This is a genomic window from Chitinophaga sp. 22308, from assembly GCF_052045305.1.
Taxonomy (GTDB): domain Bacteria; phylum Bacteroidota; class Bacteroidia; order Chitinophagales; family Chitinophagaceae; genus Chitinophaga; species Chitinophaga varians_A.
Genome location: NZ_JBQEOP010000005.1, coordinates 715,087 through 735,634, shown reverse-complemented (window position 1 = coordinate 735,634; position 20,548 = coordinate 715,087). Strand labels below are relative to the sequence as shown.

The 20,548-nt window shown below is 50.8% G+C and carries 18 protein-coding genes; 6 read left to right on the top strand and 12 right to left on the bottom strand.

The window, feature by feature from the left end:
• Positions 1–47: 47 nt before the first annotated feature.
• Both ACTJJS_RS23375 and ACTJJS_RS23370 read right to left on the bottom strand, forming a co-directional pair.
• Positions 48–1,331 (bottom strand): glycerate kinase type-2 family protein, encoded by a 1,284-nt coding sequence (locus ACTJJS_RS23375; RefSeq protein ID WP_440665531.1) that lies wholly within the window; start codon positions 1,329–1,331, stop codon positions 48–50.
• 42 nt (positions 1,332–1,373) lie between these two features.
• A complete protein-coding gene (locus ACTJJS_RS23370) occupies positions 1,374–1,805 on the bottom strand; it encodes a hypothetical protein (RefSeq protein WP_440665439.1) in 432 nt (143 codons plus the stop codon).
• Between the two features lie 195 nt (positions 1,806–2,000).
• Here ACTJJS_RS23370 and ACTJJS_RS23365 point away from each other — a divergent pair, with 195 nt between their 5' ends.
• Together ACTJJS_RS23365 and ACTJJS_RS23360 are read left to right on the top strand one after the other, a co-directional pair.
• Positions 2,001–5,066, top strand: coding sequence for an amidohydrolase family protein (locus ACTJJS_RS23365; RefSeq protein WP_440665438.1), 3,066 nt, complete (start codon positions 2,001–2,003; stop codon positions 5,064–5,066).
• A 14-nt stretch (positions 5,067–5,080) separates the two neighbouring features.
• Entirely contained in the window at positions 5,081–6,373 is a 1,293-nt protein-coding gene (locus tag ACTJJS_RS23360) for an amidohydrolase family protein (RefSeq protein ID WP_440665437.1), read from the top strand.
• Positions 6,374–6,490: 117 nt separating this feature from the next.
• On the opposite strand, the gene tyrS is transcribed toward ACTJJS_RS23360, so the two are convergent.
• Positions 6,491–7,771, bottom strand: a complete 1,281-nt coding sequence (gene tyrS / locus ACTJJS_RS23355) for a tyrosine--tRNA ligase (RefSeq protein ID WP_168871633.1) — start codon at positions 7,769–7,771, stop codon at positions 6,491–6,493.
• A gap of 180 nt (positions 7,772–7,951) precedes the next feature.
• Here tyrS and ACTJJS_RS23350 point away from each other — a divergent pair, with 180 nt between their 5' ends.
• Complete coding sequence (locus ACTJJS_RS23350; RefSeq protein WP_168871634.1) at positions 7,952–8,647, top strand: TapB family protein; 696 nt, start codon at positions 7,952–7,954, stop codon at positions 8,645–8,647.
• A gap of 52 nt (positions 8,648–8,699) precedes the next feature.
• On the opposite strand, the gene rfbD is transcribed toward ACTJJS_RS23350, so the two are convergent.
• From rfbD to ACTJJS_RS23320, 6 genes are read right to left on the bottom strand one after another with little or no spacing between them, the layout of a single operon-like run.
• Positions 8,700–9,566: a dTDP-4-dehydrorhamnose reductase gene (rfbD, locus tag ACTJJS_RS23345; RefSeq protein WP_440665436.1), complete on the bottom strand. Its 867-nt coding sequence runs from the start codon at positions 9,564–9,566 to the stop codon at positions 8,700–8,702.
• A 15-nt stretch (positions 9,567–9,581) separates the two neighbouring features.
• Entirely contained in the window at positions 9,582–10,136 is a 555-nt protein-coding gene (gene rfbC, locus ACTJJS_RS23340; RefSeq protein WP_168871636.1) for a dTDP-4-dehydrorhamnose 3,5-epimerase, read from the bottom strand.
• 8 nt (positions 10,137–10,144) lie between these two features.
• The gene (rfbB, locus tag ACTJJS_RS23335; protein ID WP_440665435.1) at positions 10,145–11,200 is read right to left on the bottom strand and encodes a dTDP-glucose 4,6-dehydratase; all 1,056 of its coding nucleotides are present in this window, start codon (positions 11,198–11,200) and stop codon (positions 10,145–10,147) included.
• Between the two features lie 19 nt (positions 11,201–11,219).
• Positions 11,220–12,164 carry a UDP-glucuronic acid decarboxylase family protein gene (locus ACTJJS_RS23330; protein ID WP_168871638.1) on the bottom strand — a complete coding sequence of 315 codons (945 nt, stop codon included), beginning with the start codon at positions 12,162–12,164 and terminating at the stop codon, positions 11,220–11,222.
• A gap of 24 nt (positions 12,165–12,188) precedes the next feature.
• Entirely contained in the window at positions 12,189–13,499 is a 1,311-nt protein-coding gene (locus ACTJJS_RS23325; protein WP_440665434.1) for a UDP-glucose dehydrogenase family protein, read from the bottom strand.
• Positions 13,496–14,620 (bottom strand): DegT/DnrJ/EryC1/StrS family aminotransferase, encoded by a 1,125-nt coding sequence (locus ACTJJS_RS23320; RefSeq protein WP_440665433.1) that lies wholly within the window; start codon positions 14,618–14,620, stop codon positions 13,496–13,498. The genes ACTJJS_RS23325 and ACTJJS_RS23320 overlap by 4 nt, the downstream gene beginning before the upstream one ends.
• Before the next feature lie 125 nt (positions 14,621–14,745).
• Between ACTJJS_RS23320 and ACTJJS_RS23315 the strand changes: the two genes are divergently transcribed.
• Entirely contained in the window at positions 14,746–16,005 is a 1,260-nt protein-coding gene (locus tag ACTJJS_RS23315) for a 3-deoxy-D-manno-octulosonic acid transferase (protein WP_440665432.1), read from the top strand.
• Here the strand turns inward: ACTJJS_RS23315 and ACTJJS_RS23310 are convergent.
• On the bottom strand, positions 15,975–16,871 hold the full coding sequence (locus ACTJJS_RS23310) for a hypothetical protein (protein ID WP_440665431.1): 897 nt from the start codon (positions 16,869–16,871) through the stop codon (positions 15,975–15,977). The two genes, ACTJJS_RS23315 and ACTJJS_RS23310, sit on opposite strands and share 31 nt — an antisense overlap.
• A gap of 89 nt (positions 16,872–16,960) precedes the next feature.
• On the opposite strand from ACTJJS_RS23310, the gene ACTJJS_RS23305 reads away from it, so the two are divergent.
• The gene (locus ACTJJS_RS23305) at positions 16,961–17,530 is read left to right on the top strand and encodes a thymidine kinase (protein WP_168871643.1); all 570 of its coding nucleotides are present in this window, start codon (positions 16,961–16,963) and stop codon (positions 17,528–17,530) included.
• A gap of 110 nt (positions 17,531–17,640) precedes the next feature.
• On the opposite strand, the gene ACTJJS_RS23300 is transcribed toward ACTJJS_RS23305, so the two are convergent.
• Positions 17,641–18,126: a GtrA family protein gene (locus tag ACTJJS_RS23300; protein WP_440665430.1), complete on the bottom strand. Its 486-nt coding sequence runs from the start codon at positions 18,124–18,126 to the stop codon at positions 17,641–17,643.
• 56 nt (positions 18,127–18,182) lie between these two features.
• Positions 18,183–19,673: an acetyl-CoA carboxylase biotin carboxylase subunit gene (gene accC / locus ACTJJS_RS23295; protein WP_440665429.1), complete on the bottom strand. Its 1,491-nt coding sequence runs from the start codon at positions 19,671–19,673 to the stop codon at positions 18,183–18,185.
• Positions 19,674–19,842: 169 nt separating this feature from the next.
• On the opposite strand from accC, the gene ACTJJS_RS23290 reads away from it, so the two are divergent.
• A complete protein-coding gene (locus ACTJJS_RS23290; RefSeq protein ID WP_168871646.1) occupies positions 19,843–20,505 on the top strand; it encodes a heme exporter protein CcmB in 663 nt (220 codons plus the stop codon).
• Positions 20,506–20,548 lie beyond the last annotated feature (43 nt).

Genomic DNA, 20,548 nt, shown 5'->3' with positions numbered 1-20,548 from the left:
AGATAATCAAAGTTTAAATAACAAAAGCTGTGTGTTGATTTTTGTGTTTAGGTGATCAGTACGATCATGAGGTCCATCACGTTGGTTTGTGTAGGCCCGGTAATCAGCAACCCGCCTGCTTTTGAGAAGAATGTCCAGGCGTCCTGCCGCTGTAAAAAATGTGGTGCGTCGAGTTGCAGGGCAGCGGCCCGCTCCAGCGTATGGCTGTCAACGATGGCGCCGGCGGCGTTTGTAGGCCCGTCAGTGCCATCCGTACCGGCACTGAGGAGAGTAATGCCTTCCTGTGCTGCAAGCCTGATAGCTGCGGCCAGTGCCAGCTGTTGATTGCGGCCTCCTTTTCCGTTGCCGGTGACCTGTACGGTTGTTTCCCCGCCGGCGAGCAAACAACCGGGGCGTGGTCCCTGCCAGGCAATGGCGGTTGCTGTCAGCATGTCGGCCACCGTATGGGCGTCGCCGGTAGTATCGGCGGCCAGCACCTGCGGATGGTACCCCAGTTCGCGCGCCTTGTCTGCCGCGGCTTCCAGGGCGATACGATTGGTGCCGGCAAGATAGTGATGTACCTGCCTGAAAAAAGGACTGTCTGCCTTGGGCGTATCGGAGATAACACCGGCAATGCCATTTTCAAGGTAACGACGCAGGGCGGGCGGCAGTTGCGCCAGCAGCCCGTACTTTTTCAGGACGGCCATGGTATCGGCAAAGGTGGACGGGTCAGGTACTGCCGGCCCGGAGCCGATCACGCTCAGATCGTCGCCCACCACATCACTGAGCACCAGGGCACATAACGTGGCCGGGTATATGTTTTGTGCCAGCCATCCGCCCTTTATTTTAGAGAGATGCTTACGCACGATGTTCATTTCTTGAATGCCGGCCCCACTGTTCAGCAGCAGGGAGAACAGCTGTTGTACGTCTGCCAGTGAACTGCCTTCCGGCACATCGGCCAGCAGGGCCGAAGCACCGCCCGACAGCAGCAGTATCACCAGGTCGTCTGCCTGGGCTGTTGCCGCTATTTCCAGGAACCGCCGCGAAGCCTCCAGGCTGTATTCGTCCGGCACGGGATGACCGGCTTCCAATAAGGTGAGGTGTTGCAGCGGCAGGCCATGCCCGTGTTTGGTGACAACCAGCCCCTCAGGGCGCATATGCCTGTCCAGCACCTTCTCCAGCTCCTGCGCCATAGCTGCCGATGCCTTGCCTGCGCCCAGCACGATCAGCCGCCCCTGTGGGGACAAAAGATATTCATCTCCCGAAATAATAAGGGTGGAAGGGTCTTTTATCTGCACATGACGGCGTATCAGCTGAACAGGATGTACAGCAGATACCGCATGCATAAAGATGGTTTGTATGTCGCTGGTAGCTGAAATGATAATACCTTTTGGTTATGGGCGTGTAGCCTGTTGACGTTGCCTTTTCTTTTCCATCTTTTCTTCCAGATGCTCTTTTTTGCTCATCTCCCAGTCGTTCCATTTCTTATACTGGGAAGCGGTAAGCACCGTCTTGAAACGCTGGCTGCGCTCAGATTCCAGTGCTTTCAGCTGTTGCATTCTTTCTTTTTTGGACAATCCGGTATTGGCGTGGATAGCATCCTTGCGACGGATAATGTCAGTATTGATGGTGTAGATCTGCTGGTACTGGTCCCGGCTGAGGCCTACCTTTCTGGATATTTTGTCGCTGATCTTATCGGCCCTGCCTTCTACGCCCCAGCGTCCACGGTTATTGGTGCTGTCCTGGGTTTGTGCAGCGGTGGTCAGCCGGATGCCGGTCAACAGGCAACACAGCAGCAGTACCGTGGGAAGCGAAAATATCTTCATAGTCAGCTATTATTAAATGAAATTTAGACAAACTTAATGGGTAAACCCTTGTCAAATTATCCCTTTTTCGTGTTAATGCAAAAACTATTCATCGCTACCACTCATAAAAAAAAACAATAATTACTAACACCTCGGGCAATCATTTATTACATTTAAGACCAGCAACTGAAAATCTGAATCGAAAAAAAACCGAACATGAAAAGAGCTTTTGAGAAACCCGGGAGGGCACTGCTGTCCCGTGGCGTCGCCTATGCCCTGAACCGGCACCGCAGCAAGCTGTTGGTGTTCTCGCTACTGTTGGCAGGCTCCTATGCCCATGCACAGGAAACCTTTCCGGTAAACGGAATTGCGGACCCTAAAGACAGGTGTTTCGCTTTCACCCACGCTACCATCGTTAAAGATGCGCAGACCACCCTCAGCAACGCTACGCTGGTGATCCGCGACGGTAAAATTATAGATGCCGGCCCCGCTGCTGCCATCCCTAAAGACGCAGTGGTGGTGGATTGTAAAGGAAAGTACATCTATCCTTCCTTTGTAGACATCTTCAGCAACTACGGCCAGGCCGACGCAAAACGTATTAGCGGTGGCTGGAACGCGCCGCCACAGTTTCTTTCCAACACTAAAGGCGCCTATGGCTGGAACCAGGCCATCCGGAGCGAAATAAATGCAGTGGACCTGTTCACCACCGATGAAACCAAAGCCGCTACCCTGCGGGAAGCCGGCTTCGGAACAGTGGCCACCCAGCAGATGGACGGCGTGGCCCGCGGCACCGCCGCACTGGTGACCCTGGCCGGCGACAAGGAAAACAAAGTGATTGTCCGCGAGAAAGTAGCCGCGGGCTATTCATTCGACAAAGGCAGTTCCACACAGAACTATCCCAACTCGCAAATGGGATATATCGCCCTGTTGCGCCAGACTTACCTTGACGCGCAATGGTACAAGTCGCAACCCGCCAAAGAAGGCGTAAACCTCAGCCTCCAGGCTTGGAACGCCAACCAGCAGCTGCCCCAGATTTTTGAAGTAAAAGATAAATGGGATGCCCTGCGGGCAGATAAAATAGGCGATGAATTTGGCGTACAGTATATCATCAAAGCCGGCGGCAACGAATACCAGCGCATTGCGGAAATTGCGGCCACCAAAGCCACTTTTATCCTGCCGCTGAATTTCCCCGGTGCTATCGACGTGGAAGACCCCAGCGATGCCCGTTTTGTATCACTGACAGAAATGAAACACTGGGAGATGGCGCCCTCACAGCCAGCTGCTTTTGAGAAAGCCAATATCCCGTTCTGCCTCACCGCAGCAGATCTGAAAGATTTGAAATCATTCCTGGGCAACGTACGCAAAGCCATCGAATACGGCCTGAGCGAACAAAAAGCGCTCGATGCCCTCACCAAAACGCCCGCCACCACACTGAAAGTATATGATAAAGTAGGCAGCCTCGAAGCAGGCAAACTGGCCAACTTCCTCATCACTTCCGGCCCGGTGTTCAAAGAAAATACCCTCATCCTGCAGAACTGGGTCCAGGGCAACCGCTACCCCGTTAAGCAGGACGCATGGAATGATATACGTGGCATCTATACCGTTACCCTTTCTCCGGGCAACAGCCTCACACTGGACGTGAAAGGCACCGCCTCCACACCACTGGTGGCCGTATTACAGAAAGACACCATCCCCGGCCGCATCGATGTCAACGGGAAGTTGGTGACCCTGTCTTTGCCGCTCGTCAAAAATGGCCGCAGCAATGTAAGGCTCAGTGGCCTGATCGGTGAAAACGGCTGGTCCGGCACCGGGGTAGACACCAGCGGCGCCACCATAAGATGGAACGCCGTATTTGCGCGTACCGCCCCCGCCAAAAGCGATTCCGCCCGGAAAGGCGCTCCGGTGGACATGGGACCGTTGTATTATCCGTTTAGCGGTTATGGTTGGGACAAACAACCGCAGCAACAGGATATCCTGATTAAAAATGCTACAGTATGGACCAATGAAAAAGACGGTAAACTGGAGAACACCGACGTACTGGTACGTGGCGGCAAAATCGCGCAGATCGGCAAAAACCTGTCAGCCGGTAATGCCCGCGTGATCGACGGTACCGGTAAACACCTGTCTGCCGGCATCATCGACGAGCATTCCCACATCGCTATCTCCAACGGCGTAAACGAGTCTTCACAGGCTGTTACCGCTGAAGTGCGCATCGGCGACGTGCTCAATCCCGACGATGTGAACATCTACCGTCAGCTGAGCGGCGGCGTTACTGCCTCCCACCTGCTGCATGGCAGCGCCAACCCCATCGGTGGCCAGTCACAGCTCATTAAACTGCGCTGGGGCCAGGATGCGGAAGGTCTGAAAGTAACCAACTGGGACCCCTTCATCAAATTTGCATTGGGGGAAAACGTGAAACAGTCCAACTGGGGCGAACGTAATACCGTACGTTTCCCGCAAACCAGGATGGGCGTGGAACAGGTATATGTAGATGCGTTTACCCGTGCCCGTGACTATGAAAGGCAGGGCGCTGGCAAACGCCGCGACCTGGAATTGGACGCGCTCGTGGAAATCCTCAACGCCAAACGTTTCATTACCTGTCACTCTTACGTGCAAAGTGAAATCAATATGCTGATGCATGTGGCTGACAGCTTCCATTTCCGCATCAACACTTTCACCCATATCCTCGAAGGATATAAAGTGGCAGATAAAATGAAAGCCCATGGCGCCGGCGCCGGCACTTTCGCCGACTGGTGGGCATACAAAATGGAAGTACAGGACGCCATCCCTTACAATGCCGCCATCATGCATAAGGTAGGCGTGGTCACCGCCATCAACTCCGATGACGCTGAAATGGCCCGTCGCCTGAACCAGGAAGCCGGCAAAATCGTGAAATACGGTGGTGTGCCGGAAGAAGAAGCGCTTAAAATGGTAACGCTCAATCCTGCCCGCCTGCTGCATGTAGATAACCGCATGGGCAGCATCAAAGTAGGTAAGGATGCCGATCTGGTGCTGTGGAGCGATAATCCGCTGAGCATCTACGCCAAAGCAGAAAAAACAATCGTGGACGGTATCGTGGAGTTTGACCGCGACTATGACCTGCAGCTGCGTCAACGCATCGCTGCAGAGCGCAACCGCCTCGTACAGAAACTGCTGGGCGAAAAGAAAAAAGGCACGCCTACACAGAAAGCCGCCTTCACACCAGACGAAATGTACCATTGTGAAGATCTGCAGGCTGGTCACCAGGAAGGCCTCGGATTAACTACCAACGCCGGTTTATAAAAAACTGAAACATCATGAAAAGAAGCATATATCTACTGGCCCTGGCCTTCAGCGTAAGTTCCGCCTATGCCCAGGAGACCATTTTGCCGGCCCGCCCGCAGGACAAGCCGGTATATCTCACCAACGCAGTTATCCATGTTGGCAACGGTCAGGTGATTGAAAACGGCACCATCGCTTTTGCCAAAGGAAAAATAACGGCTGTCGGCGCGAGCGTGTCCGCTTCCGGCGACGCTACCGTGCTGGATATGAAAGGACAGCATGTGTACCCGGGCATCATTGCGCCGGACACCAAACTGGGACTGGTGGAATTTGAAAGCGTGAGAGCCACCATCGATGCCCGAGAAGTAGGGGAGATCAATCCTTCCATCCGCTCCATCATCTCCTATAATACCGATTCCAAAGTGATCAACACGCTGCGGTCCAACGGTATCCTGCTGGCGCAGGTAACGCCGGAAGGAGGCATTGTCAGCGGTACTTCCTCTGTGGTGCAGCTGGACGCGTGGAATTGGGAAGATGCTGCCTATAAAACAGACAACGGGCTGCATTTCTTTATGCCCCGCCTGATGAATGTAGGCTCCGGCCGTGGCTTCAGAGGTCCTCAGGCCAAAGATCCAGTGAAAGAAGGCCTGGAAAAAATTGAAACCGTCAGGGTGTTTTTCCGCGAGGCGAAAGCATATCTCCAGGAAAACAAACATGCTGCTACCAACATCAAATTTGAGTCGATGCGCAAGCTGTTCGGCCGTGAACAGAAACTGTTCATCCACTGTGAACTGGTAAAGGAAATGCTGATCGCCATTGACTTCGCCAAAGAGTTCAACATGGACGTGGTAATTGTTGGTGGAGCAGACTCCTGGCAGATCGCCGACCTCCTGAAGCAAAACAACATCGCCGTAGTGCTCACGCAGCCGCATAGCCTGCCGCTGATGCAGGACGATGATATTGATCAGCCTTATAAAACGGCCGCGCAACTACAGAAAGCGGGCGTGTTGTTTTGCCTGAGCAATGAAGGCTTCTGGCAACAGCGCAACCTTGGCTTCGAAGCCGGTACCGCCAGCACTTTTGGCCTGAGCCGCGAAGAGGCGCTGTCGGCAGTAACGCTGAATGCCGCTAAAATACTGGGTATTGACAAAATAGCCGGATCGCTGGAAACGGGCAAAGACGCCAATATCGCCGTGAGTGCCGGCGATATGCTGGATATGAAGTCCAGCGTGATCACACGCGCTTTTATCCAGGGCCGGGAAGTAAATCTGGACAACAAGCAGCATCAGCTGTATGAAAAATATCAACAGAAATACCAAATAAAGTAATTACGAATTACGAATTACGAATTACGAATTGAGGGCTTCCTTATAGAGCGGTTATTAAGTAACCTATCCATAAGGAAGCCCTCAATTCGTAATTCGTAATTCGTAATTTGTAATTGATTACACCGCTTTTACGAGGAAATAGTTTTTCCCTTTCTGGAGCAGTATATATTTATCCCGGAGGAGAGAGCTGGTGTTGATCACCATTTCGACACCGGGCACTTTTACTTTATTGACGCTTACACCGCCACCCTGCACGGTTTTGCGGGCTTCGCCCTTGCTGGGGAAGATACCGGTTTCCGCGAGGAAGCTAACGATATCTTTGCCTGCTTCGAGTTCTGCTTTCGCTACTTCATGTTGAGGCACGCCTGCCATTACCTCCACCAGGTCTTCTTCAGACAGGGACAGCAGCAGGTCGGCCGTATTTTTATTATACAGGATAGAAGAGGCTTCTACTGCGAATTTATAGGCATCTTCCCCGTGGATAAAGGTGGTTACTTCCTGTGCCAGCCTTTTCTGCAGCAGGGTTTTGCCTGGGTCTTGCCTGTGTTCGGCGATGAGTGCGTCTACTTCTTCCTTCTCCATGAAGGTGAAGATTTTGATGTAGCTTTCTGCATCGTCGTCTGTGGTGCGCAGCCAGAACTGGTAAAACGCGTAAGGCGAAGTCCTTTTCGGGTCCAGCCATACGGTACCTTGTTCGGTTTTACCGAATTTGGTGCCGTCAGCTTTTTTGATCAGCGGGCAGGTGAAGGCGAAGGCCTGGCCCTGCGCCTTGCGGCGGATCAGTTCTGTGCCGGTCACGATATTGCCCCATTGGTCGGAGCCGCCCATCTGCAGTTTACAGTTTTTGGCGGTATACAGATGAAAGAAGTCGTATCCCTGAATGAGCTGATAGGTAAATTCGGTGAAAGACATCCCGTTATCGCCTTCGATTCTTTTTTTCACAGAATCTTTGGCCATCATATAATTAACGGTGATGTGCTTACCCGTATCGCGGATAAAGTCGAGGAAGGAAATGTGTTGAAACCAGTCGTAGTTATTCACCATTTCCGCCGCATTAGGTTTGGCAGGATCAAAGTCCAGGAAGCGTTCCAGCTGTTTTCTGATACCGTCCACGTTTTTACGGAGGGTTTCATCGTCGAGCATCTTCCTTTCTTCTGCCTTGAATGAGGGGTCGCCCACCATACCGGTAGCGCCGCCCACTAACGCCAGGGGCTTATGTCCTGCCTTTTGCAGGTGCACCAGCAAAAGGATGGGTACCAGGCTACCGATGTGCAATGACTCTGCAGTAGGGTCAAAACCAATGTAAGCAGTGGTCATTTCCTTTTGCAGTTGCTCTTCCGTGCCAGGCATCATATCCTGTAGCATACCCCGCCAGCGCAGTTCTTCTATCAGATTCATGATTCAATAACAATTTTTGCAAACCTACACAAAAATGTCTGAACAGGGGAGATAAGCTGTAAAGCACTGTTTTTTCGGCAGCTTGCGGAAATGCCGTATTTTTAACCAGAAGCCATGATCAGGCTGGTTGCAATCACATTTATATACCTTGTTATATATTATTTCCAAAATTTATTTGTTATGAAAAAAGGATGGTGTTTTATCCTGATGTTACTATTGGCCGGGTCACTGTCAGCACAGGATTGTGCCGGTTATTATTACCTGCTCAACAATGCGCAGGTGGAAATGACCATGTACGACGGAAGCAACGCCGCGGTGGGCAAAACGGTTTATAAGGTGAGCAATGTACAGAAGGAGGCAACAGGCACCACCTCCAATTTCACGGCAACTGTATTTGATAAATCCGATAAGATGATCACCACCAGCCAGGGCACTTTCAAATGCGGTGGTGACGGTATTGCGCTGGATATGAAAATAGGCATGCCTTCACTCTCCCAGTTGAAAGACCTGAAAATGGAAGCTAAAACCACCAATGCCTTCCTGAATTATCCGGCTAATATGCAGGTAGGACAGGAGCTGAAAGGGGGGACATTTGAAATGGCCGGTAATATGGGCGGTATGGACATTGGCATTGCCTACACCGTGAGCAACCGGAAAGTGGTGGGCAAAGAGAAGGTTACTACTCCTGCCGGCAGCTGGAACTGCTATAAAATCAACTACAACCTCTCGTTTAAAATGCAGATGCTGGGAAACAGTGTGCCCATGGACCTGACAGCCACTGAATGGTTTGCGCCCGGGTTCGGGATGGTGAAGACGGTATCTTACAGAGAAGGAAAAGAGGCTGGCTCCACGATGATCACCAGCTTCAAAAAATAACGGCACTACTTAAATAAAAACGGCCTTGTATCACTACAAGGCCGTTTTTTATTTACATCCTCCGGAGGCATTTCACCAGGCTGTCGCGCCAGTAGGGAATATGTATGCCAAAGGTGTTTTTGATTTTTTCTTTGTTCAGTACGCTGTAGGCAGGCCTTGAGGCAGCTGTCTTGTATTTGTCGGAAGTAACAGGCAGTACTGTAGTGGTAGCAGCGGTGAGCTCCTTAATGGTAACGGCAAAGTCGTACCAGCTGGTTACGCCTTCGTTGCTATAGTGGTAAACGCCACCGAGTGAAGCGTCGGGATGATCTGCTTTGTATTGCAGGATGTCCAGCAGGGCAACGGCGAGGTCGCCTGCATAGGTAGGCGTACCTGCCTGATCAAACACTACGCTGAGCTCTTCTCTTTCCCGCATCAGTTCCTGCATACGTTTCACGAAGTTGACCGCGTACTCGGAATACAGCCAGGAGGTGCGTACCACGATAGTATCGGGGTTGTACCCGGTGGCAGCAGCTTCTCCGCGAAGTTTGGATGCGCCGTAGATGCTCTGTGGGTCGGTATCGTCGGTTTCTGCGTAAGGCACGTTCTGTTTGCCGTTGAACACATAATCGGTGGAGATGTGTATCAGCTGGGCGTTATGCTGTGCACAGATTTCCGCCAGTGATAAAACAGCCTGGAAGTTGAGCCTAAAGGCATTTTCCTCATCAGCTTCCGCTTTATCTACTGCCGTATAGGCGGCACAGTTAATACAGGCATCTATCTGGTTGGCGCTGAAATAAGCGGCCAGCGATTCAGCGCTGGTGATATCCAGTTCGTTGGCATCAGTAAAGAGCAGGTTGAACTGTGGATAAGCTGCTGACGCGCTTTTCAGGGATTGTCCCAATTGGCCGTTTCCGCCGGTAATAAGAATATTTTTCATGACAAATAGCTGCTGTTAAAAGACAAAGTTATGGGTAACATCTGCCAGTTTGGGCAGTAGGAGATCTTTTTCTGAAACCAGCGCCTTCTCCAGGTCAATGCCCCAGTCGATGTCCAGCGCCGGATCATTAAAGATAATGCCGCCTTCACTGCCTTTATGATAGAAGTTATCACATTTATACATGACTTCGGCGGTTTCGCTGATAACGGAATAACCGTGAGCAAATCCTTTAGGGACCAGCAATTGCTTCTTGTTTGCTGCGCTAAGCTCTATCGCGTAGGACTTGCCATAGGTAGGCGAACCTTTGCGGAGGTCCACTACTGCGTCTACGATAGCACCTTCCAGCACTCTGATGAGTTTGGTTTGTGCGTAAGGTTCCAGCTGATAGTGTAACCCTCTCAATACTCCGTAGGTGGAGCGTGCCTGGTTGTCCTGAACGAAATTGTATTCTATGCCGGCAGCACGAAAGGTATTAGCATTGTAGCTCTCGAAAAAATATCCACGATGGTCTCCAAATACGGTTGGCTCAAATATGATCAATCCGGGAAGTCCGGTTTCTGAAAATGGCATAACTATAATTATCTCTTTTGATATTGCTCCTGATAATAATTTTGATAATCGCCGCTGGTCACGTGTTGTAACCATTCTTCGTTGGCAAGGTACCACTCTACTGTTTTTTCCAGGCCTTCTTCAAACTGGAGGGATGGCTCCCAGCCCAGTTCCTTGTTCAGCTTGGTGGCGTCTATTGCGTAGCGCAGGTCATGGCCGGCACGATCTTTTACAAAAGTGATCAGTTGGGCGGAAGTACCTTCCTGGCGGCCCAGTTTCTGGTCCATGATACGGCACAACAGCTGTATCAGGTCTATGTTTTTCCATTCGTTGAACCCACCAATGTTGTAAGTTTCACCAATGCGGCCCTTGTGGAAAATAGTATCAATGGCGCGTGCATGATCATTTACATACAGCCAGTCACGCACATTTTCTCCTTTTCCATATACGGGTACCGGCTTGTTGTTCTTGATGTTATGGATCGCCAGCGGGATCAGCTTCTCAGGGAAATGGTGTGATCCGTAGTTATTGGAACAGTTGGAGATAATGGCCGGCAGATGGTAAGTATGGTAATAAGCCATTACAAAATGGTCGGAGCTGGCTTTGGACGCAGAATACGGTGAGCGCGGGTCGTAGGCTGTTGTCTCATGGAAAAAACCTTCTTCACCGAGTGAACCATATACTTCATCGGTAGACACATGATAAAACAGTTTGTTGTCCATGTCATCTTTCCAGTATTTGCGGGCGGTATTGAGTAATACGGCCGTGCCCATTACATTGGTCCTGATGAAAGCCAGCGGGTCCATAATAGAGCGGTCCACATGGCTTTCAGCAGCAAGATGTATTACGCCATCAAACTGGTACTTTTCGAAAAGCTGATCGATGAACGCTTCGTCAGTAATATCTCCTTTTTCAAAAATATAATTCGGAAGATCTTTTACATCCAGCAGGTTTTCGAGGTTACCGGCGTAAGTCAATGCATCCAGGTTCACGATCTGATAGTCGGGATATTTGGTGACAAATAATCTGACTACATGTGACCCAATGAAGCCTGCCCCGCCAGTAATAAGTATTCTCCGTTTCATGGAATGGATAATAATTTTTTTATTTTAATAATGCTTGTTTGAAATATTCGTAGGTGATCTTTAATCCTTCCTGTCTGCCCACCTTTGGTTCCCATCCCAGCAGGGTACGGGCTTTGGTGATGTCCGGCTGCCGTTGTTTGGGATCGTCTTTGGGCAATGGGTGATAAACGATCTGTTGTTTGGAACCTGTCAGTGCGAGAATTTCCTCTGCAAACTGGTTGAGCGTGATCTCTTCCGGATTGCCGATGTTCACGGGCAGATGGTAATCGCTCAACAGCAGGCGGTAAATACCTTCAACGAGATCATCTACATAACAGAAAGAACGGGTTTGTTTGCCGTCCCCGAACACGGTCAGGTCCTGTCCGCTCAGTGCCTGGCTCATAAAGGCCGGTAACGCACGGCCGTCGTTAAGGCGCATGCGTGGGCCGTAGGTGTTAAAGATACGGACGATCCGGGTTTCTACGCCATGAAAATTATGATAGGCCATGGTGATGGATTCCAGGAATCTTTTGGCTTCGTCGTACACGCCCCGTGGCCCTACTGGATTTACATTGCCCCAGTATTCTTCGGTTTGCGGATGTACGTTGGGATCGCCATATACTTCAGAAGTGGAAGCTACCAGTATGCGGGCTTTCTTTTCCTTGGCCAGTCCCAGTAGGTTGTGTGTACCCAGCGATCCTACTTTCAGGGTCTGGATCGGCATTTTCAGGTAATCTATAGGGCTGGCCGGCGAAGCGAAATTAAGGATATAATCCAGTTTGCCCGGTACATGGATAAACTTGGTCACATCATGATGATAATATTCGAAATCCTGCAAGGGGAACAGGTGTTCAATGTTTTTGATATTGCCGGTAAGAAGGTTGTCCATGGCAATCACATGAAAACCTTCCTTAATGAAGCGGTCGCAAAGATGCGAGCCCAGGAAGCCGGCGGCGCCGGCTATCAGGATTCTCTTTTTTTCCATGTATTCAGGGGTATGTGGTGATCGTTAAGCAATGGCAGCACGGCCTACACTCTCATAATGGTATCCCATCTCCTTCATACGCGCTACTTCAAAAAGATTGCGGCCATCGAAGATGGCTTTGTGTTTCAGTGCAGCGGAGATCTTGTTGAAATCCGGTGTTCTGAACACGCTCCACTCGGTGGCAATGATCAGTGCATCGGCCTTGTCCAGGCAGGTGTACTGATGGTCGGCATATGTTATTTTATCGCCTACTACCTGCCTTACGTTTTCCATCGCTTCAGGATCAAACACGGTAACGGTGGCGCCGGCGGCCAGCAGGGCATCGATGATGTACAAGGCAGGCGCTTCGCGGATATCGTCTGTGTTAGGCTTGAATGCCAGTCCCCATAATGCGAAATGTCTGCCTTTCAGGTCGTCATTAAAGAAGGCTTTTATTTTAGGCAACAAAAACAGCTTCTGTTTTTCGTTGACGTCCATAACAGCGTTCAGTATCCGGAAGTCGTAGTTGGCATCCCGGGAAGATTTTACCAGTGCCTGTACGTCTTTCGGGAAACAGCTGCCGCCGTAACCGATACCGGGGAACAGGAATCTTTTTCCGATACGGTCGTCGCTGCCAATGCCTCTGCGGACCATGTCCACATCGGCGCCCAGTTTTTCACACAACACCGCAATCTCGTTCATGAAAGAGATTTTAGTGGCAAGGAATGAGTTGGCGGCGTATTTGGTCAGCTCAGCGGATTTTTCATCCATGTATATAACCGGGTTGCCCTGTCTTACAAAAGGAGCATAAAGCTCACCCATGATTTTGCGGGCCCTTTCGGAATTGGTGCCGATGACAACACGGTCGGGTTTCATAAAATCGTCGACTGCCACGCCTTCACGCAGAAACTCCGGATTGGACACTACATCGAAAGGCGTCTTGCAGTTTTGTGCAATCGCTGCGGTCACTTTTTCGGCCGTACCTACCGGTACTGTGCTTTTGTCAACGATCACCTTATAATCGGTCATCAGTTTGCCCAGCTGGTCTGCTACTCCCAGTACAAAAGACAGGTCAGCAGCACCGTCTGCACCAGGGGGTGTTGGCAGCGCCAGGAAAACAACTTCCGCATGGCGGATGCCCTCTTCCAGGCTGGTGGTGAAAAACAAACGTTCTTCCTTGAGGTTGCGTTCAAACAGTTTCTCCAGTCCCGGCTCATAAATGGTGATCTGGCCGGCGGATAATTTCGCTACTTTGTTGACATCGATATCTACGCAGGTAACCTCATTGCCTGTTTCGGCGAAACAGGTACCGGTTACCAGCCCTACATAACCGGTGCCTACTACTGTAATCTTCATGCTGGGGGATGATTTAGAAATGATTTGACAGAATGAATAATGTGATCTAACTGATCTTTGTCCATTTCAGTGTGTATCGGCAAGGAAATCACCTTGGTGGTGAGGTTATCGGTTACGGGTAAATCAAAGGCCGCACTGCCAAAATGCTCGAACATTTTCTGACGATGGGCTGGTACGGGGTAATAGATCATGGACGGCACCTGTTTTTCTGCCAGGTATTGTTGCAGCTTGTTCCTGTCTGCTCCGTTTAACTGGATGGTATATTGGTGAAACACATGATAGCTGTTGGCGGCACGATGAGGCGTAGTGATCTGCGGCATATCGGCGAAAGCGGCGTCATAAGCATCAGCCACGGCCCTGCGGGCATTGATGTATTCGTCGAGTAATGGCAGTTTGATACGCAATACCGCTGCCTGTACGGAATCAAGGCGGGAGTTGACCCCTACCACGTCGTGATAGTAGCGGGCTGACTGGCCGTGGTTGGCCACCATCCTGATTTTGGCTGCCAGGGCGTCGTCGTTGGTAAACAGCGCGCCACCATCGCCATAACATCCCAGGTTTTTGGAAGGGAAGAAGGAGGTGCAGCCGATGTGGCCAATGGTACCGGCTTTTTTCACGGTGCCATCTGCCAGGGTATAGTTACCGCCGATGGCCTGTGCGTTATCTTCAATTACATACAGGTTGTGTTTGGCCGCAACAGCCATCAACGGCTCAAGGTCTGCCACGTGCCCGTACAGGTGTACCGGCACGATTGCCTTGGTTTTAGGAGTGATCGCTTTTTCCACGGCAGCCACATCAAGACAGTAAGTCTTAGGGTCTACGTCCACAAATACGGGCTTCAGCTGGAGGAGCGCTATCACCTCTGCGGTGGCGATAAAAGTAAAGGAAGGGGTAATCACTTCGTCACCGGGCTGCAGGTCCAGTGCCATCATCGCGATTTGTAAGGCATCGGTGCCATTGGCGCATGGGATCACATGCTTGATGTCCAGATATTGCTGCAGCTCTTCCGCAAACTTCTGCACGGCCCCGCCGTTAATAAAAGCGGCACTTTCCAGTACTTCCTGGATAGCAGCGTCCACTTGCGGTTTAATCTTCGTATACTGGCGTTTCAAGTCAACCATCTGAATAGGCACCATATAATATGTATATTTTTATTTTGTTTAAAGTGTGCAAATTTACAAATTTTGGGATTGGGTGGGGATTATCTTTGCAGGACGATTAAATTTCAGTAAAAGTACGCAGGCGAATGTTAGCAAGGGCAATTTATAATACAGGTATCCGTTTGTACAGGGCAGGAGTGGGCCTGGCAGCCATGGGCGGTAAAAAGAAGGCATCTTTATGGCTGAATGGCCGTCAACACTGGCGTTCACGGATGCAGCAGGCCGGTATCGGCCGGCACCCGCTGATTTGGGTACATGCCGCCTCCCTCGGCGAGTTTGAACAGGGCAGGCCGGTACTGGAAGAACTCCGCCGGCAGTATCCCGGATATAAAATTTTGTTAACATTTTTTTCGCCCTCCGGATACGAAGTCAGAAAAGACTACCCCGGCGCCGATTATGTATGTTACCTGCCGCTCGATACTTACCGCAATGCAAGGGATTTTATCGACATCGCCAGGCCTGCGCTGGCCATCTTTATTAAATATGAATTCTGGTACCATTTCCTCACGGAACTGTATACACGAAAAATACCGGTACTGCTCGTATCGGGTATTTTCCGGGAAGGCCAGATTTTTTTCAAAGGATATGGCGGCATGTTCCGCCGGTTGCTGCAACAACTGACGCATATCTTCGTCCAAAACGAAGCGTCCCTGCGCCTCTTACAGGGTATCGGCATTCAAACGGCCAGCATTAGCGGGGATACGCGGTTCGACAGGGTGGCGGCGCTGCTTACCGAACAGGTTTCCCTGCCGCTGATGGAGCAGTTTGCAGGTGGCCACCGGTTGCTGGTGGCGGGCAGCACCTGGCCGGAAGATGAGCAACTGCTGGCTTCCTGGTGGCAGCAGGCCGACCGTCAGGGCATGAAACTGGTCATCGCCCCCCATGAAATCCACGAATCACATATCCGGCAAATACAGTCACTGTTTCCCACAGCGGTGACCTGGTCCGCCCTGAAGGCGGGCGCAGCTCCCTCCGATGTGCTGGTTATCGATAATATAGGTATGCTCACTGCCCTGTATAGCTACGCATATATCGCCTATGTAGGTGGCGGCTTTGGAAAAGACGGTATCCATAACCTGCTGGAACCGGCAGTATACCGTAAACCCGTGATCATCGGTCCGGAGTACAGCAAATATTTTGAAGCGGTGGAACTGGTGGCGCTGAAAGGTGCGCTGGCCGTGTCGGGGCTCACTAACCTCGATGACTATATGAAACGGCTGCTGAACGAGCCCGCTTTTTATGAGAAAACCGCGTCTGTAGCGGGGAAGTATGTGATGGACAATAAAGGGGCTACCGGAAAAATCCTGCAATACATTCAGGAAAACCGTTTCCTCAGCAGGGAATAGAACTGCTTTACCAGGTGATGGTCATCCTGCCATCCCTGAATGATCTTGATTTCCCGCTGAATCCAATAATCGGCTTCCTGCAGAGTGTTACATTCATTAATGGTTTTGACAGAACGTTCGTAGAGGTCAGTGTCACCGCGGAACAGTTCCTGGATGAACTGGTACTTGTCGTTGATACCGATGGCTGCGCGCAGGTCTTTTACCGGCATGTCTCCCAGTTTCTGGGCTACTTCCGTTTGTTGCTGCCGCAGGCGGTCGTTCAGGGAAAGGCCGCTATGGTTGCCTACCAGTTCATTAAGGTCTTTGCGGATGCCGTTGGTGTCGGGTACTGCCTGGGATTTAGCAGGCGCCGGAGCTGGTGTGGGGGCTGGCGGCGGTGGGGCCGGTGCCTCGGTCTGGTCGAACAGGGTGGCCGGGGCTGGTGTCTTCTCCTTCTCTTTTTCCTTTTCTTTTTCCCTGACAGGAAGATCCTGGAAAACAGGTTCCTGTAAAGGCTCTCTGGCAGGGAGGGGGGTATTGGCGGCCAGCGTGGGAATAGGCTGGGCCGTTATTACCGGTTCCGGTTTGGAAGGAACAGGATCTGCTGCCACAAAGGATTGTGGATAACCTGCAGCGGGTACTTCCGGTTTATCTGCCGGTAATGTTGTAGTTTGCGCTGCGGTTGTAACCGGTACGGATAAGGGGGCCTGCACAGGCATGATCACAGCAATGTCTTGTCTGTTCTGCATCTCCTGCTGCTGTTGTTTGTTGCGCACATACAACACCTCCGCCTGCAGCAACTGTACATAGTATGAAATCGCCTGCAGGTCTGCACCGGAATTTTTCAATTCCTGTAACTTCTCAATTAATGCATTTATTTTTTCCATGCCTTAATTGTTAACGCTTAGTGATAGGAATTATTTTATTTAGATAAAATTAGCGTATTTTAATTAATTAGTAATCAAAATAATACAATATGTTTATTGAACCTTCTCTTGCAGGAGGACGGAGGGGCTGGATCGAGGTAATTTGCGGCTCTATGTTCTCGGGAAAAACCGAAGAGCTGATCCGCCGCCTGAAACGTGCCCGTATTGCCAACTTAAAGGTAGAGATCTTTAAACCGGTGATAGATACACGTTATGACGAAGGTAGCATAGTATCGCATGATGAAAATAAGATTGTTTCCACACCCATCGAGAACTCCCAGCAAATTTTGTTGCTTGCGCAGGGAGTGGACGTGATAGGCATAGATGAAGCACAGTTTTTCGATGCGGAGCTGCCCAATGTGTGCGACCAGCTGGCGTTACAGGGCATCCGTGTGATAGTGGCCGGACTGGATATGGATTATACCGGTAAGCCCTTCGGGCAGATACCGTTTATGCTGGCCAAAGCCGATTATATCACAAAACTGCATGCCATCTGCGTGTGCTGCGGCAACATCGCCAATTATTCCTACCGCAAATCAGCATCAACGGAAACGCTGCTGCTGGGCGAAAAAGACCTGTACGAGCCCCGTTGCAGGCACTGCTACTACGAAGTAAAATAACAGTATACATCATAAAAACGTATGGCCGGTCTCTGAGCAGACCGGCCATACGTTTTTATGAATAGATTGTTGCCCTGGGCTTCAGTCCCTGGACTTTTAAGGTGCTGGCCTCAGCCAGCGGTTTGTTTTACCTTAAAAGTGAATTTTTTCTGGGTGAGATAGCTGAAAGTGACTACCAGTGCTGTAGTGAAAATCTTGCCCACGGTAGGATAGAAGTGCAGTTTGTCTACAAACAGCTTCATGAAGAAGTAGTTGAGCAGAATGCAGATACCTACCAGCAGGAAGTAGCGGAACAGCTGCACACGGCCCCGGATATTGGAATCCGAGAACACCACGTATTTGCTGAGCAGGAAGCCTGTAGGGAACGTCACTGCCATAGACATAAACAGGGCCGCGATGTGGGCGCTGATGTCAATAAAGGGGAGATGTACCATTTCCTTCTGCAATACAAAGTTGTAGCAGATGAAATATAGAAAAATATCCATAGCCGTATTTCCGCCACCACAGGCAAGGTAACGAAAGGTCTGCCGGGGCATTACCCGGGCAAACGGCTGATAGAAAAAGTCGATTATCTGTAGTATGATCCTGCGTAACATGTTAAAAGCTGGCGCAAAGTTAGTCGTTTTCGAATTTTTCGCCGACCTATTTAAACTTATCTTAACATATTTCTTTTTTTCCAGGCAGATGAGGGCTGTTTTTCATAACCGGTCGCTGACTGTAAAGCTACGTTTTGTTGCTGCCACACCTGTGCAGCCAGTATAGCCGCCAGTTTATCTATCTCCGGGCGCTCTTCCAGCAAGGCTTGCGGCGTATAATATTTATTGATAAAATTGGTATCAAAACGGCCTTCAATAAACGCCGGCTGTTGCAGTGCCCAGTGGCCGAAGGGGAGGGTGGTGCGGATGCCTTTCACCTGGTATTCTTCAATGGCCCGGATAAGGCGGTGGCGCGCTTCTTCGCGGGTACTGCCCCAGGCAATAAGTTTGGCGATCATCGGATCATAAAAGATAGGGATGTTCATGCCTTGTTCGTAGCCGTCATCTACCCGCACACCGTAGCCCTGCGGGCGCACATATGTTTCCAGGCGGCCGGTGTCCGGCAGGAAGTTGTTGGCCGGGTCTTCGGCGCATATACGCAGTTCTATGGCATGTCCGTTGATGGTGAGGTCTTCCTGCGAAAACGACAGTTTTTCGCCGCGGGCCACCCGTATCTGCTCCTTCACCAGGTCGAGTCCCGTGATCAGCTCTGTGACAGGGTGTTCCACCTGCAGGCGGGTGTTCATCTCGAGGAAATAGAAATTCAGCTGCTCGTCTACCAGGAATTCCACGGTGCCGGCGCCATAATAATTACAGGCTTTGGCCACGTCCACTGCGCATTTGCCCATAGCGGCCCGGATAGCGGGCGTTAGTACGGACGATGGCGCTTCTTCTATCAGTTTCTGGTGGCGGCGCTGGATAGAGCATTCCCGCTCAAAGAGGTATACACAGTTGCCGTGCTGGTCGCCCAGTATCTGTATTTCAATGTGACGGGGAGCGCCCACGTATTTTTCAATGAAAACGGCATCATCGCCAAAGGCGCTGAGGGCTTCACTTTTAGCCAGCCGGATCTGTTCTTCCAGTTCTTCGGGAACGTTGACCACGCGCATGCCTTTGCCACCGCCGCCGGCGGAAGCTTTGATCAGGATAGGGAAACCGGTTTTTTTCACTACTTCCCGCGCTTCTTCCACGCTGCGCAGCGGCGTTTCAGTGCCAGGCACCATCGGTACCCCGAACTTTTGCGCGGCCTGTTTGGCGGCCAGTTTGCTGCCCATCACCTCAATGGAGGCGGCAGCAGGACCGATAAAAGTGATACCGGCGTCGGTCACCTGTTGCGCGAAACGCGCATTTTCGCTCAGAAACCCGTAGCCCGGATGGATAGCGTCTGCGCCTCTTTCTTTAGCCACTGCAATGATCTTTTCTCCCAGCAGGTATGACTGGCTGGAAGGTGCCGGTCCTATACATACCGCTTCGTCGGCATACTGCACAAAAGGCATGGTACGGTCGGCTTCAGAATAAACGGCTACTGTCTTGATTCCCATTTCATGCGCAGAACGCATGATGCGTAAGGCTATTTCTCCACGATTGGCTACCAGGATCTTTTTCATGCAAAAATTTTAACAGGCAGCTAATATAAGCAATTACGAATTATGAATTATGAATTACGAATGAAGGGCCTCCTCACAGCGCGTTTCCTTGGCAACCGTGCTACAAGCGGCTCCCTAATTCGTAATTCATAATTCGTAATTCGTAATTGGTTCTTCGTAATTTCGCCGGATGAAACAATCCGTCCACCAAATATATACCCTCGTCCGGAAAGACCTGGTGCTGGAACTGCGGCAGCAATACGCGTTTTATGGGGTGTTGTTGTATATCATTTCCACTGTTTTTGTGATCAACCTCATGATGGGCAAGCCGGACGATAAGTTGTGGAACGCCCTTTTCTGGGTGATACAGCTATTTGTGGCGGTAAACGCGATCGCTAAAAGTTTCATGCAGGAGAACAGAGGCCGGCTGTTGTATTTCTATTCACTGGTGCCTGCCAGGGTGTTCATCGCGGCCAAACTCATCTTTAATGTTATCCTGATGATGTTGATGAGCCTGATCGCACTGGTGTGCAGCTTTATGTTCCTGGGCAATCCCCTTCATAATACATGGTATTTTGTAGGCATAGTACTGTTGGGCGGCACGAGCCTGAGCCTGTTGTTTACCGTGCTGGCGGCCATCGCGGCCCAGGCCAACCACAACGCGGCCCTGATGGCGGTCATGGGCTTCCCCCTGATGATGCCCATGCTGATGCTGCTGGCCAATGTGTCCTTATCGGCTTTTGTGACAGTGTACCAGCCGGGACTGCCTAAGATGTTCTTCCTGCTGGGAGGAATGGACGTCCTTACCATCGCCCTTACCATGGTGCTCTTCCCCTTTCTGTGGAAAGACTGATTTTGAAATATCGAATATTTCTGCTACTTATATAAACGGATTT